The 15,913-nt window shown below is 39.4% G+C and carries 11 protein-coding genes; 6 read left to right on the top strand and 5 right to left on the bottom strand.

Features of this window, described 5'->3' with window-relative positions; translation table 11 throughout:
* Window positions 1-86 precede the first annotated feature (86 nt).
* From V7149_RS08430 to V7149_RS08445, 4 genes are all read right to left on the bottom strand, one after another.
* Entirely contained in the window at window positions 87-1,217 is a 1,131-nt protein-coding gene (locus V7149_RS08430) for a plasmid pRiA4b ORF-3 family protein (protein ID WP_335345203.1), read from the bottom strand.
* A 263-nt stretch (window positions 1,218-1,480) separates the two neighbouring features.
* A complete protein-coding gene (locus tag V7149_RS08435) occupies window positions 1,481-3,295 on the bottom strand; it encodes an ABC transporter substrate-binding protein (RefSeq protein WP_335345204.1) in 1,815 nt (604 codons plus the stop codon).
* A gap of 27 nt (window positions 3,296-3,322) precedes the next feature.
* Window positions 3,323-4,837 carry an ABC transporter permease gene (locus V7149_RS08440; protein ID WP_335345205.1) on the bottom strand — a complete coding sequence of 505 codons (1,515 nt, stop codon included), beginning with the start codon at window positions 4,835-4,837 and terminating at the stop codon, window positions 3,323-3,325.
* A 16-nt stretch (window positions 4,838-4,853) separates the two neighbouring features.
* The gene (locus V7149_RS08445; protein ID WP_335345206.1) at window positions 4,854-6,314 is read right to left on the bottom strand and encodes an ABC transporter permease; all 1,461 of its coding nucleotides are present in this window, start codon (window positions 6,312-6,314) and stop codon (window positions 4,854-4,856) included.
* 336 nt (window positions 6,315-6,650) lie between these two features.
* Here V7149_RS08445 and V7149_RS08450 point away from each other — a divergent pair, with 336 nt between their 5' ends.
* Window positions 6,651-8,399, top strand: coding sequence for an ABC transporter ATP-binding protein (locus V7149_RS08450; protein ID WP_335345207.1), 1,749 nt, complete (start codon window positions 6,651-6,653; stop codon window positions 8,397-8,399).
* Between the two features lie 173 nt (window positions 8,400-8,572).
* Here V7149_RS08450 and V7149_RS08455 read toward each other — a convergent pair whose 3' ends face one another.
* Complete coding sequence (locus V7149_RS08455; protein ID WP_335345208.1) at window positions 8,573-9,079, bottom strand: hypothetical protein; 507 nt, start codon at window positions 9,077-9,079, stop codon at window positions 8,573-8,575.
* Window positions 9,080-9,202: 123 nt separating this feature from the next.
* Between V7149_RS08455 and V7149_RS08460 the strand changes: the two genes are divergently transcribed.
* From V7149_RS08460 to V7149_RS08480, 5 genes are all read left to right on the top strand, one after another.
* Window positions 9,203-9,376: a hypothetical protein gene (locus V7149_RS08460; RefSeq protein WP_335345209.1), complete on the top strand. Its 174-nt coding sequence runs from the start codon at window positions 9,203-9,205 to the stop codon at window positions 9,374-9,376.
* A gap of 118 nt (window positions 9,377-9,494) precedes the next feature.
* Window positions 9,495-12,023: an Ig-like domain-containing protein gene (locus V7149_RS08465; protein ID WP_335345210.1), complete on the top strand. Its 2,529-nt coding sequence runs from the start codon at window positions 9,495-9,497 to the stop codon at window positions 12,021-12,023.
* Between the two features lie 165 nt (window positions 12,024-12,188).
* A complete protein-coding gene (locus tag V7149_RS08470) occupies window positions 12,189-12,740 on the top strand; it encodes a signal peptidase I (protein WP_335345211.1) in 552 nt (183 codons plus the stop codon).
* Window positions 12,741-12,848: 108 nt separating this feature from the next.
* The gene (locus tag V7149_RS08475; protein ID WP_335345212.1) at window positions 12,849-14,042 is read left to right on the top strand and encodes a hypothetical protein; all 1,194 of its coding nucleotides are present in this window, start codon (window positions 12,849-12,851) and stop codon (window positions 14,040-14,042) included.
* A gap of 339 nt (window positions 14,043-14,381) precedes the next feature.
* Entirely contained in the window at window positions 14,382-15,653 is a 1,272-nt protein-coding gene (locus V7149_RS08480) for an erythromycin esterase family protein (protein WP_335345213.1), read from the top strand.
* Window positions 15,654-15,913 lie beyond the last annotated feature (260 nt).

Below are 15,913 nucleotides of genomic sequence, written 5' to 3' on the forward strand. Positions count from 1 at the left end.
GATTCCTGTCCAATAAAACACTTTACAAGAACCCTTCTGCCGCCCTTCTAAGTATTCAGTAAGCCATAAAAGATACTAATAACCCATCACATATTTTTAAGTTCTCTATTTACTTCCTCAATATCAAAATCCTTATAGCCCTGCATTTTCCCCCACTCGACTATATGGTTATGGTCAGGGTGCATGGGATCAGCAAGGATTTTTAAAAACTCCTCAAAACCATAGGTCCCTCCAACATCTTCTGGAGGTGTATTGCCTCCTCCTTCAAGGCAAACAGGATAGTTGGCATTATAATTGTCCATTACTTCCTCCACCTCGATATCGTGCTGCCAGTTATCACCGAAGTCGTAATTATATTTCAGCCTCTTGTATGCAGGGATATATTCTGATAACTTAATATCGGTATCAAGCTTCATCTCAACATCATTCCGGTAGGCAAAAGCTTCTTCGTGACTAACCAGATTCACCATTGGTTTAAGCCCCTCCTTATGATGAGCAGAATGATTTATTGATAAGACATGTTCAGATGGTGCATTACCATAAACATAAAATTCATGGAGATGATAGTTCCGCCATCCGAAGGCTGCCTGAAGAATATGATGCAAATGATTAAAGGTCGTATTAATCGGAACAAGAATTCGTCGCCAAACATTCCTATTTTCCAGCCTAAGTGTGACTTTCAGTTGTACCGCCTTCGTCATAAAAATAGGTTCACCAGCAAATTCTTCTAGATCCTTATACATCTCTTCATTTGGCACAATATATTTATTTTTCCCATCACCCACAAGAAAGCGGCTGACCCGCATACTCATCCTTGTATTGAAGATAGAATCGTTTTCCAGTAGCTCCTCGAAAAAATAAACATTTTCACAAGCCTTATTCATTCTTGCTACAGAGGTACGGTCCTTTGTTTTTGTATAGCTGATTTCCTTAGATTGGGAGAGAAACTTTTCTATTACCTCATCCTTAATTCCCTCTTCCCTAAATGTCTCACGAATTCCTTGTAATATAACTTCATCGAGATTTTTAAATTCCTTCGCTTTTAGTCCGTGCAAAACAACCACATACCTATTTTGATCATTCACAAGTACAATAGTCTTCCTGCGGTTAAGGGTGATTAAATGGGCATGCCATGAAAAAAGTGGTTCTTCCTTTACCTGAATATCAGATTTGATATCAAGTTGGTCTAAAAGTTTCTTTGTACATTGAATGAGCATTTATTGGACTCTCCCTTACAGTTTTCTGCAAATATTAACTTAGATTATACAGGAAACCATTCATTAACTAAAAAAACAGAAACATTGTAGCCTTTCACAATCTCATTTAATGTCAAAAAACACTTTGTCAGCCAAATCGATGGGTTTATCAGCCAAATCATGGTGTTTATCAGCCAATTTACTTTTGCACCCCCATTAATCACATCACAGCACCAAAAAAAAACGGATCGGCGCCCACGCACCCATCCGTTTTTCTCTATGCATTATTTACTAGACTGATATTTTTCAAGGAATTCTTTCACTTTAGCAGGATCTGCTTTCAGCTCGAGTCCAGTTTTGACAAGCGGGCTTACTGTGGATACAGCTTTGACCTTCTTGCCATGGTAGTAGCTAAGAATTTCATCTTGGTTAATGGAGTGTAGAATGGCTTTTCTTAAGTCTTCACTCTTGGCCACATCTCGATTAGCTGTGTTGAAAAGCAGGTAAGATACACCGTTGCTTTCCATACTTTGAAGTTTTAACTTGCTGTCGCTCTCAACGGTTTCTTGTTTGTTTTCAGGAATGCCGTATAATACGTAAGTTTCGCCGTTACGTAAGGCAGATAGAGAACTATCTATATCTTTGATGAAGCGAAGTTTAATATTAGCAATCTTTGGCTCGTGCTCTGTTCCTTTCATGTAGCCAGGGTTTTTGTAGAAAATGGCTTCATAATCGTTCTTGTGTGAAAGGATGTATGGGCCGCTTGTGTATAAAGTGTTGTTGTATTTGTCGCCTTCTGTTACTGTGTTTTGGTCTCCATACGGAATATCCTTGTTTACATCAAAGGTTGCTACGTCGTAAGTGTTAATGCTTTCGACTTGCTTTTTAGAAACGATCCCAGCTGATTGGTGTGCTAAATAGTTAAGCACTTGCGGGAAAGGTTCTGTTGTTGTTACTTTTACAACTTGATATTTACCTTCTTTATTGTTCGCTTGTGTTTTATCTGCAACGAGTTCAGTAATTTTAGTATCTAAGCCATTTTCAAGAGCTGCTTTGACAGAGTCGCTGCCGCTAGATTGTTTCACTTGATCAAGTGCATTTAAATCAGTTACAACTTCAACATCCTTAATATGCTCGTGCAAGCTGTATGTGCGGTGATCAGGCACGGAATCTTTATTTTTCGCACGGTCTAAAGAGAAAATAACATCGTCTGCACCAACACGTTCGCCTGTATCAACTGCTTTTTTATCAGTGATTTTCGCAAAATTAATATCATCTCTTAAGATGAAATAATACTCTTCATTACCTTCTGCAATACTATGGTTAAGAGAAAGTGAGCCGTCAGATGTAATTTTGTCATCATCTGTTAAGTTAATTAAACGAACATACATATTTGTATTAATCTGATTGATGGAACCATCATTTCCCTTGATTGGGTCAAGTGATGTTAAAGTCGACATAGTCTGAGACAAAATAAGCGGTTCTGTTGCACGTTTTGATTCATCAATAAAATCAATCGGCTCCCATGCAAGTGCACGAGATTTAGAAAGTCTAACAGATTCAGGCTTTAATACGTCTTTGTTTACTGCCTGTGATTTTAAAGAAATGTACAATGGTGCAATATAAGCCTTGTCAAATACTAGACTCTGTTCCAATTGCTTATACGTTTCTGCATATTCCTCAGGAGTTTGCGTGCTTGCTTTATCAATTAGGTCATCAATTTCAGAATCAGCTAGGATGCTATAATCTCCGCCTGTTTTAAATAGTGAACGGACAGCGTAATCTGGATTTCCTGTTACAGTTGTCCAGCTAGATAATGCTGCATCATAGTTACCTGCATCTTGTTGAGCTTTAAAGCTGCCATAGTCAGGTTGAATATTTAGTTTTACTTTAAATCCATTTTTAACAAGCTGGTCACGGAGAATATTTAGATCTTCCTCCCCGCTGCTCATTCCAAGTAATTCGATTTCAACTTGCTCGCTAGCAGTACCGCCAGCTTTAGAATCAGATCCAGCTTTTTCATTAACATCTGATTTAGTTTTCACACATCCTGCCAGCATTAAGACGAAGGCAAGGAGTAGTGGAATCATTTTTTTCATAATCTTTCCTCCTAAAATTTAATTATATTAATCAAGCTTCGGGTCAAGAGCATCCCTAAGCCCATCTCCCAAAAAGTTAAAGGATAAAACGAGAGCAATAATAGCCAGCCCCGGATAGATGGCTAAATACGAATGGGATTCAAGATAGGTACTGCCAATTTTCAATATGTTTCCCCATTCCGGAATATGCGGCTCGACACCTAGGCCCAGATAGCTTAAGCTGCTTGTGGCAATAACCGCACCGCCAATAGTTAGTGTAGATTTCACAATCATAGGGGCAAGTGAATTAGGAACCACATGCTTAAAAATAATTGATAGGTTGCTAGATCCGAGTGCACGCGCAGATTCAACATATTCATAGTTTGAAACCATCAGAACGTTGGCACGCATCGTTCTCGCGTACGTTGGAATGGACCCGACACTAAGGGCAATCACAAGGGTCATAGCGTTAGAACCAAAAGCGGCAATAATAACAATCGCCAGTAATATACCTGGAATCGCGTACAATATATCAAGCAAGCGCATAATAATATTGTCCGTGCGGTTTCCATAATAGCCAGAAATCGCTCCTAAGAATCCTCCAATCAAAAATGGAATCGCGGTCGATAATACCCCAACAATGAGAGAAATCCTTGCCCCGAAAACAATTCGAGAAAATAAATCCCTGCCAAAATTGTCTGTTCCAAGCGGATAAGTAAGACTCGGAGCCTGCAGAATAGCACTATAATCGTTATCCACTGCCATGCTATAATCAAAGGTCAAATAACTGCAGATGGAAATCGAAAAAATAAAGATGATAAAAAACAATCCTAGCATAGAGGTCGTATTCGTTGAAATTTTCTCCCAAATTTTATACCACTTACCTATACTAATTTCATTGTTTCTCCATTTTTCTTTTATAAAATGAATGCCTATTACTAGTGCAAAAAGGTTGCCAGTAATAGCAGTCAATACTAAAGGTATACCCAAAAAGAACTTCCATTTTTCCTTGCCACTGCCTCCTTGATCCTTTGCAGTAAAAATAAGGACTGCCAAATAGAATACCGCCGTAATAATTAGGAAGCCCATTGATGGCAGAAAGGTATCAGAGACATAAGGCTTGAAAAGATTCAGTGCTGACACGGCAATAATGAAAAATTGAGTGAGTAGCATGTAAACAGCAAATATATATTCGGGTGATTTTTCTCTTTTAATTAGCTGAAAGGCAAAAGTCGCCACGAATACATTTGCTGTTAAAATACTTAATAGCTGAAAGTATCCTAGAACTCTAGTTGACTTTCGTATTTCGCCAGACTTTTTAAGATCTTGCTTAATTTTCAACGTAATGACGATTTGTACAAGCGTAAACAGCGCATATGCGATAAAAACACCAAACACAAATGGCTTAATGGTATTTACAGAAAAATTAAAGCTGCTATATAGAAAAATAATGGTCAAGGCAAGCGATGTGATCGATGTAAAGCTTGCCTGCCTGTATTCTGGTGAAATTTTTAGTGCGTGCTGCTTAAAATAGCTTTCATTTTCCCTCATATGAGTAGACATCTTCTATACACCTGCTTTAATATTGTTTCATTTTTGATCGGATCCGCGGGTCAAAAAACGCATACAGAATATCGATCAATAAATTAATTAAAGAAATGGTAATCGCAATATAGACAACTCCACCCATAATACTCGGGATATCAGGTATAAATTGCTTATCAACAATATAGCTTCCAATTCCGCTAATATTAAATACCTTTTCTGTAACAGCCGCTCCACCAAGCATGCCGCCAAACATGAGGCCAATAACCGTAATAACAGGAATCATCGCATTGCCCACCGCATGCTTCCATAATACTTGGCGTTTATTTAGTCCCTTGGCTTTCGCTGTAATAATATAATCTTCATTAATTACTTCAAGTGTGGCCGAGCGGGTCATCCTAGCGATTGAGGCAGTTAAGCCCGTTCCTAGAACAACTGCAGGCATAATAATGGATAGCCAGTTTTGCGGATTGAAGGTGGCTGGCAGCCATTGTAATTTAATCGAGAAATTTAAGATAAAGATAAGCCCTTGCCAAAAGTTAGGGATTGATAATCCGATAAGAGCAATAAACATAAACGTATAATCAAAGAAAGAATTTGGCCTTGTTGCTGAAATAATTCCGATCGGAATCGAAATAACAATCGCCATGATTAAGGCTATGAGTGTGAGCGTTAACGTGATTGGGAACTTTCTAGCAATACTTGCAGCAACCTCTTCATTACCAGAATAGGAGGCTCCTAAATCAAAGGTGAAAATCCCTTTCATGGCATTCCATAATTGTGTCAGATAAGGTTGATCAAGACCGTAAATCTGATTAAAGGCTGCAATCTGTTCCTTTGTAGCCGTTTCCCCGAGTATATTAGCTGCCGGATCGAAAGGTGAAATATACAAAATACTAAATACGAAAAACGCAACACCTACAATAACGAATATACTCATGACCAATCTTTCAAATATATATTTCAAATAAGGGTTGCTATGTATGAAAATTAAAAGATACATAGGCAATCCGGGTAAAAACGTTAATAATAGAAACAGCGGATGTTTGATGAGCGAATGAAAAATAGATTCATAAGTTAATCTTTCATGCCCTTGCTGTTCTAAGAGCTCAGCTGTTCTTTCAGCCACTATTTTTTGAAACTGTTCTTCAGCCCAAATTGCCGCAAGCTGATGCGTTTTGGCTTCCTCTTGCTTTTGTCCGAAAAACGCTTGTTTCCGTAATATTTGGTCCCTATATTGTTGCTTTAACTGTTCCCTTAGCCCGGACTCAGCAAGTTGGTTCTCTTTTTCCTTAAACAGAGAGGAATATGTATCTCGTTTTCTGTTGTTAAGGTAAATAATAAAAACAATGAGATGCACCGGAAGGCCCAGAATATATATAAGCCATTTATAGGCAGGATGTGGCTGCATTTTCTTGTAAGATTGGCTTAAGGTTTCTGAAAAACTTAAGCTTTTCCTTAATTTATTCGCATCAGCACCCTTGATAACTTCCATGGAGATTTCCTCCTTCCTCGTATATTGCATTATTCCGACCAGTATAGTATATTTTAATTCTAATATTAAAGTCAATATGTAGTTATTATGCAAAAATAGTTATTCTTACTAGAATATGTGGCTGCTTGGCAGAATATATCTATTTTACTGGCTATAGTAGAGTTTATTGTTGATTACCAGCCTTATGCATGCGAACGGATTTTATTCGGGACGAAAACAAGAGAGATTAGGTATGTAAAGGCGGTTTGATCGCCAACAAAATTAATTATCAAACTAAAAACATTCATGTATATAAATAAGCAATTTAAAAACGTTGAATATGGGCAGGTGTGAAGTGTGGAACAAATATTGAAGATAAACAACCTACGAGTATCCTTCATGTCCCGAGATCATGAGTTTGAAGCAGTGCGAGGTGTGAGCTTTGAAGTCAGAAAAGGAGAGACTTTAGGGATTGTAGGGGAATCTGGAAGCGGGAAAAGTGTGACTGCAAGGTCCATTATGCGACTGCTCCCCTCTCCTCCCTCTTTTATGAAAGACGGCGAAATTCTTTTTCAAGGGGAAAATCTTGCGAACAAAACGGAAAAGGAAATGGAACATATTCGCGGTCGCGACATTAGTATGATTTTCCAGGACCCTATGACTTCCCTAAACCCAACCATCCGTATCGGAAAACAAATAGCGGAAAGTCTAATCAAACATCAAAAATTATCGAAAAAAGAAGCGAAGAATCAAGCAATAGAATTATTAAAATTAGTCGGCATTCGCGACAGTGAAACGCGTTATAATCAGTATCCCCATGAATTTTCAGGAGGAATGCGGCAAAGGGTCATGATTGCGATTGCACTCGCCTGCCGTCCAACGCTTCTAATTGCAGATGAACCGACAACTGCACTTGATGTGACCATTCAGGCTCAAATCTTAAACCTGATGAAAAATATGCAAGAACGATTTGGCACATCGATCATCTTAATTACCCATGATCTTGGTGTCGTTGCGAGTATGTGTGATCGGGTTGTCGTCATGAAAAACGGGGAAATTGTAGAGACCGGAACGACTGAGGAAATCTTTGAATCGCCAAAGCATCCTTATACGCTTAAACTGCTAAATGCACTGCCCAAACTTAATGAGAAAAAGAAACCAAAGCCTGCCCCTCTCATCTTGCCTGGCATTGATTCTAGTAAATCATTATTAGAAGTCCATGGCCTTAAGCAATACTTTGATCTAGGCAAGGGAAATGTTCTGAAAGCAGTAGATAATATTAGCTTTCAGATTAAACCGGGCGAAACATTAGGGCTTGTAGGAGAGTCTGGATCTGGCAAGTCTACAACAGGCCGAGCGATTTTGCGGCTTCATGAGCCTACTGGCGGCGAGGTGTTATACCAAGGGATTCCAGTTAATCGGCTTACCCAAAACGAAATGAAAACTATGCGCCGGCATATGCAAATGATTTTCCAGGATCCTTATGCATCACTGAATCCACGCTTTAAGGTTCTAGATATTATTGGGCAGGCACTGGATATTCATAAACTGTCACCTAGTAAAGAGGCACGGAAGAAAAGAGTGGAAGAACTGCTTGATATGGTTGGACTGGAACCATCACACGCCTTGCGCTATCCACATGAATTTTCAGGCGGTCAGCGTCAGCGGATCGGCATTGCCCGTGCCTTAGCTGTAGAGCCGAAATTCATCGTATGTGATGAGCCGCTATCAGCACTAGATGTTTCGATTCAATCACAAGTAGTCACCTTGTTAGAAGATTTACAGCATCGACTTGGCTTAACCTATTTATTTATTGCCCATGATCTTTCAATGGTCAAACATATTAGTGACCGTGTCGCTGTCATGTATCGGGGAAAAATTGTCGAGCTAGCCGAAAGTGAGGAGCTCTACTCCAATCCGCAGCACGCCTATACAAAGTCCCTGCTCTCTGCCATTCCGATTCCCGATCCGAAAATCGAAAGACAGAAAAAGAGAGTCTTGATGGAAGAGCAAACAGATGATGATAAATATCAATTAAGCACATCGGAGCTTGTTGAGGTATCAGATGGCCATTGGGTGGCCATGCCGAAAATTCCAGTGTACTAACCGTCCTGATGGGGGCGGTTTTTTTAATAGTAGTAATTAGAAAGTGGCGTCAAATGGTGAGTTGTTTCCAAAATTTCATGTGGAAACAAAGCACTAGCGAGATCCAAAAATGAGCCTGTCGAGAAAGTCAGGATAAACCGACTTCCTCGACAGGCCCCAAAACAAGTCATTTACTAAAATTCGGATCGTATCACTAAACTAGCATTTATCACATTTTCAATCCCATCAGCAAAATCATAGTCCTCCGCCACATATTCACTCCCATCGGAAGATATCAGCATGACCCAATTGCCTGCTAATACGTTGAGTAGAATTTTGGCCTGTTCAATGGACAGTTTCAATTGAGTAAATTTTCCGGGACTAAAGAGATAATCGCGTTCGGCCTCTAAGCCAAATCGCTCTTTTAGCCAGGTCTGGATGCCGCCATTTGTATTAAACTTCATTAGGTAGCCATTTTTTATAGCTGACTCTAAATCCTCACCATGATTTTCCGCATAGGTAAAAAAATCATCATATTGATAATATTGTTCCTCGGCAACTTTTAACGGAGTGGGATCTCCTTTTACCTTACTGGCAAGCAACACATCATCAGCTACACCAAATCTCCGTGCACGTTCTAGTAAAATAGCCGTTTTTTGTGAAATTTTCGCCCTTTCACTCATAGGAATACCTTCTTTCATCCAATTTTATATACTCCTAGTAAATTATAAAGGAAATATTCAAGTTATTTCACCATTTTCACCTGATTTTAAGGGGGCAGCAGTCTGATTTATTGTTAAAAATGAGTTTGTCAGCCGAATTGAATGGTTTATCAGCCAATTCGGGTAGTTTATCAGCCAATTTTAGCACTTTATCAGCCAAATATGGAGGTTTATCAGCCAATCAATGCTATTTGTCAGCCAATTAATCACTTTGTCGCCAATTATGGTGATTTTCAGCCAATTCATAAAAACATCCCCCGCACTCTCACAAAATAGCATCTAATTGCCCTTCCCCATTGCCAACTCTCATGCCTTTTTATCTATTTATCTATCATTAATAATCTTTTAAAATGGGAATATATTTACATTAACCAGCACTAAAGGAGGCAAATGAATGAAGAAAAAGAAAATAATTTATACAGGGAGCGCTTCTATATTAGCTGTTTCTGCAATAATCACAACAAACCCAGCTGAGGCAGCATCCGTTAGCGAAGTGGAAAAGCTCGTGAAGGCGGCAAGGGATGCGGGGACAATTTTAAAATGGGCGATTTCGATTGAAGGAAGCGCAGATGGGAAAACCCGGCCATGGGTTGCCTATAATAACGCAAAAGCGGCCTATGATCAAGCAGTCAAAGCTGCGAACACATTACCGACAGCACAAAAAAATCGGTATTTAGCTGAGCTTGACGAACATGTCAAACTCCACATTAACCGAACGATGTATTATATTGATGCTATTACAGCCGGGGAAAAAATTAAGGCCAAGCAGCAGGCATTAACCCATCAACTAAACTTAAACCTGATTAATGATCAAACGGAATTGGCCTATCACGAGCTCTCAAGGGAAATCCGCAAGCAAGCCATTATGTTAGACCGTGTATACGGGAAGTCAACACGTGACCTGATTCGCTCCCACTACAAGCAGTCTGCTGAGAAAGTGCGAGACAGTGCGATATATGCGGTTACGGTAAAAATTGAACTTGATTTAGCCCAAAGATCTATAGCCAGCGGCAATTTTTCAAAAGCTGAAGCTCATCTCAGTGAAGCTCGAACATACTTGCCATTTGTCAGCAATTCAGTGATTAAAAAAACATTAACCGATCGCCTTAATTCCATCTCTGCAACGTTCACCCCAAAAGTTGATAAAATCAGTGCTGCCGAGCCAAAGCGGATTAAGGTTGTATTCAGCAAAGCGATGTTAGCTGGCACAGGATCAAACGGAGCCGAAAATTTGTCTAACTACTTTGTATCTGGCAGAGCGATTAAAAGCGTCAACCTCTCTGCTGATAAAAAGACAGCCGTTATCGAATTGCACGAACCGCTCTATCCTAATTCTTCTTACACGGTAACAGTGAAGAAAAATATCCAAACAGTCAACTACGAGTCTTTAGGACAAAACGATTATGTCACCACTTTCACATTCTCTGACAAAATCAAACCAACCATCACGACAGTCAAAACCCAATCTAACGGGAATGTTGAGGTAACTTTTTCCGAGCTAATTGCCTTTAATTCACCTATTGCGGTGACAATTGACGGCAAAGCAGTGAAATACAATCAGCTGAACAGTGATACAGACACGATCGTGGTCCCAAAATCTGAGCTTGACCGGATCAGCCTGCGTAAAGGGCGCTCCTATTCAATAGTCATAACTGGCGCAAGAGATTTAGTGATCAATACCCCAAATACAATGGACACCTATAGAAGCACTTTCCTATATAACCCAGCAGCCGACACCACACCTCCAGAAGTGAAATCTCTACAAGTAAAAGACGAAAAAACATTCACCATTGAATTTACTGAANNTATCAAGAAAGGCAACACAACGATTAAACCTGCTTCTGTAAAAGATATTTCAGACGGCAGCAAAACTAAATTTGACATTGAATTACCGCCATCTGTTTATGGAACAAACGAAATATCCGCTAGATTAAACATCTCGGTCAAAGGCTATAAGGATTTAGAGGATAACACCGGAAAGACATATGACCGAACGATTACCATCAACAAGGATTTATCACCGCCACAATTTGTTCAAGCTGCTTACGATAAAAATAAAAATGAAATTCATCTCACTTTTAATAAAACGTTAAAATCGGGGCTTCCAACTGCCAGCAAAATTAAAGTAACTGACCAAAACAATAAATCCGTTCAGGCAACAGTCAGATCAAACGTAGATAACAAAATGATCTTGGATGCAAATGGCCTTTCAGACGGACTCCTAACCATTTCAGTCGCAGAAGGAGCCGTTAAGGACAATTCAATTTCCCAAAATAACAATCGCGCCTTTACTACTTCTGTTACGAAAAAGTTCGATCAAGATAAGCCAGAGGTTACTTTTTTTGAAACATCTGCAAATGGACAATTCAAGGCGTCATTTAATGAACGTGTCCAAGCACAGTCAGCCACTTCTGCAGCAAATTACCTGTTGAATGGCAGGCCGATTCCCGTCCATTCTGTGTTAACTATAAGCAATGATCTTCAGGAAGTCACCATAACATTTCCGGAAGGCACGATCCCTTCTACAACGAAATACAACATTACAGCAAGCGGCATAAAAGATTTATCCGATAACACCATGAATCCTTATACAGCCACAATCACACTGGGCGATAATACAGAACCCATCTTGACCGGAGCCGTCAAAAAAAATGATAACAAGATTTACCTTACCTTCTCTGAATCTATTTACTTAGAAAACAGCCATTCGGATTTCATTATAATTTTAGATAAGAAGCAGATTCCATTAGAAAACTACTCGATTACAAGAGGAGCCAATCAAAAAGAACTAATCATTCTTCCGGAAAAAGAAACGACCTTTGAAGGTGACAGCCTCACCATTCAAACAGCTACCAAAACGACAATTAGAGATGAAGCATTTAATACACTTAAATCCGGTACAACGATTACTGTGAGGCAATAAATAGGTAAAGGATTTGTTCATCATGATGAGCAAATCCTTTTTTACCGGAAAACCGCTTCTTAATTAAGAACAAATAATCTTGAATTATTCCGTATAACGAATTATAATAAATTTAATTGTTCTGTAAAAAGAACAAAAGACATTTCTTATAAAGGCGGTGTACTCATGACAAAAAAAATTTTAAGCTGGACAGGCAATATTTTTCTAGCAATCTTAATTCTTCTTAGTCTTTCCTCAATATATTCTCTCTATCAATCAAAACAGAATCCTAATTATTTGCCATCTATCCTTGGTTTTAAGGTAATGACCGTATTGACAGGAAGCATGGAACCAAAATTAGAACCTGGTGATTTAGTAGCAGTTAAAGCCGTAGATCCTGAAAAACTAAAAGTTGATGAGATCATTACATACCGTAATAACGAAAACACTTTTGTGACTCATAGAATCATAGAATTAGTCAATCAGGATGGGAAAGTCTTTTTTCAAACGCAAGGAGATGCCAACAATATGGAGGATGAAGGCTTAGTTTCAGCCGAACAAGTAATCGGATCCGTACGCTTCCATATACCAAATGCTGGCTACCTAACAGATTTCATTAAAAGTCCCCCTGGTTTAATCATCATCGCAGCCATTTTCCTCGTTTGTATAGCCATAGGCATTAGTCAAAATTTCTTTTCAACCAATAGAAAAACACCGAAAAGCGAAATAAAAGCTTGAGATTCCTATGGTTTTTTTAAAAATAACGCCTAATAAGGAGGTGAATCTCTTAAATAGCTAGTTTGGCAAATATTAAGCATTACCTACTATCAAAGGAGAGATGAACCAGTGAAGAAGAAGATTGGAATAAGTTTAATTGCAGTCATTTTTGTAGCGATTGCCGTTATGGGGACAGTTGCTTATTTCTCCAAAAGCTTTACAAGTGATAACAATACTGCCACTGCGGCTAGCTTCGAGGTTGAAGCTGTGAACTCAGAAGGGACAACCATCGGAGATGCACAGTTTAATTTAGATGGAAAGCTATATCCAGGAATGAAACCAGTCGAAGTGTATAGCTTCAGCATTAACAAAAACAATACAGAAGTACCCGTACAATATAAAGTGAATTTAAATCCAAGCGGCAATTTATTCCCTGCAGATGGCACGACACCAATTAAACTGACACTGCAAAGAAATATGAACGGCGATTGGACAGATATCAATTACCAAACGGAATTTAAACCAGAAGCAGATGTAGAGAGCTTTAAAATTTTTGCCGAATGGCCACATGGGGACAATGACATTGCGTTCCAAGGGATGACGGGGAATATTAAATTAGAAGTGGTCGCAACTCAGATTGATGATGAGGAAGAGCCAGGCGAGCCTGAACCAGAGCCGGAAGATCCGAATGCAGAAAAAAGTACTGCCCAAATCACTTTGTATAAAGATAGTACCTCTTCCACAAACTTCATTGATTTTACAAACATCACAAATTTTAAACTAAAAAACAAACAGACTAGAAGAGAATATACAGTTGGAACAACACCTTCGAACCAAAGTCATGTTTACAAAATGAGCGAGATCCCAGTTGGCGAATACACGATTCATTTCGATGCACCAGCTGGCGTAAGTGTGAAGGAAATTCAGATTGGCGATGTATATAAAGAAACTATTTATCATGCAGACACTAATCCATTTGTCATTTCAAAAAGAACAAATGGACTATCTAACTATGTGAAAATTGTTTTAAAATCTGAACTAACATTAAAAGAAATCAAACCTTTAGAGGACCTGACAGTTCCTGCAAATATTTCTTACAACGATTTTCTAGCAGCATTGCCAAAAAAGGCAACAATCGTAGACTCTGCGAATCAGGAACATCAAGTCGACTTAAAATGGGATGTTCGTCCGTTTAATTTTGAAGGTTACAAAAAGCCTGGCACTACAACTCTTTGGAGTGAATTCTTTAAATTGCCTGTGAGCGTATCGAATTCGGATCCAGCACAGAGATTGGAAGTTACTTTGAAGGTGAATTTTCAGTAAACCATAATGCAGTATACCCCCATCTCTTCAGATGGGGTTTTTTGGGGGTCAGATAGGCCCCTGTCCCCTCTTCCCTATAAAAAAATGCAAATAAGCTTGCGGTGTACTTTTGATTTTTCGGCTACATATTAATCAATCGTTTAATTAAACTTTTACCAAAAGGTTATTTCGCCTCCCTAATATTCAAACGTTTGATTAGACATTTTTCCTGTTATTCCTACTAATCAAACGTTTGATTAGATCTTTTCAACCTTCATCACCCTACCCTCCACCGTAATAGATCTTAACTTTTAGGAAACAATATCCTAATAATTAGTCAACAGATATCGAGGGATGAAAATGAACGAACAATTAATTCAAGCCATTCAAGAGCATGCACGTCCATTTAATGAACTAGGGGATTTAGACGTTCTTATAAAAAGAATTAACGGTGAAAAGTATGTCCTGCTGGGCGAATCGTCACATGGAACGTCAGAGTTTTATAAAATTCGAGCTGAGCTTACAAAGAGACTCATTGTGGAAAAGGGATTTACCTTTATTGCTGTTGAGTGCGACTGGCCGGCCTGTCAGCAGGTTAACGAGTATATTAAAGGCTGGGACAACACATATTCCCGTGCTAGAGACGTTTTGCAATCGTTTAACCGTTGGCCGACTTGGATGTGGGCGAATGAGGAAATGATTGAGCTGATCGAATGGCTAAGGGACTATAATCGAAAGCAACCTCGGGGTAAACAAGTCGGCTTTTACGGGATTGACCTGTACAGCCTTTGGGAATCGATGGATGAAATAATGAAGTTTTTAGAGGAAACGAACTCCTCAGATATTGAAGCTGCCCGAGAGACTTTTGCCTGCTTCGAGCCATTCAATCGACAGCCCGAAAAATATGGCTTATCGGCCGCCTTTTACGGAGAAGACTGTCGGGAGGAAGTCATAAAGCTGTTAACCGAAATCTCTTCAAAAAGAAATACTTATTCAGATCATGAAGAAAGTGGATTAAATCTCGAGGTCAATGCCCTCATCACGGCAAATGCGGAGAATTATTACCGGACGATGATAGTCCATGACAATGAATCGTGGAACATCCGAGACCGCCATATGGTTGAGGTTCTGAATCGAATTATGGCTTTCTTCGGAAATCAGGCAAAGGGAATCGTCTGGGAGCATAATACTCATGTGGGCGATGCCCGAGCCACATATATGGCGGATGCAGGAATGGTGAACGTTGGGCAGCTACTAAGAGAACAAGTAGGCGAGGAAAACATCTTTATTGTTGGCTTTGGCACACATCGCGGTTCCGTGATTGCCGCTCATCGCTGGGGTGATCATTTTAAAAAAATGATGACTCCTCCCGCTAAAGATGGGAGCTGGGAAGATCTGATGTACAAAGCTGGGCCGAAGGATAAAATAATCTTGTTTAATGATGAGAATAGGCATTTATTTAATCAAACGATTGGTCATCGTGCAATTGGCGTGGTTTATAGTCCGGTGAATGAACATTATGGGAATTATGTGCCGTCAAGGATGTCGGAACGATATGATGCGTTTGTTTATGTGAATAGTACGAATGCCCTAAATCCGCTTGGTGTTAAGGAAGGGGCAGGTGTCTTATAGATGGGGCGGTTGGTGGAACAGAGGGACAGGTACATTGTCCCTCCTCCCTTCTTGTCTATGCACCATTTCTTCATTTGAGAACGATAGCAATGAACAAATTCTTCTAACCCTTTATGGTGAGGCCTTTCCATGCGATTTTACCAAAACGAGTGCTATGAAAACTTCATGGTGCGGGTTTTTTATGCGGATATACCAAAACGCTTCCTATGAACCCTTTATGGCTTCCATTTGAGGCACTTTCTTTTCAAAACGCGTTCCAT

Source organism: Bacillus sp. JJ1503, from assembly GCF_036965125.1.
GTDB lineage: Bacteria > Bacillota > Bacilli > Bacillales > Cytobacillaceae > Cytobacillus.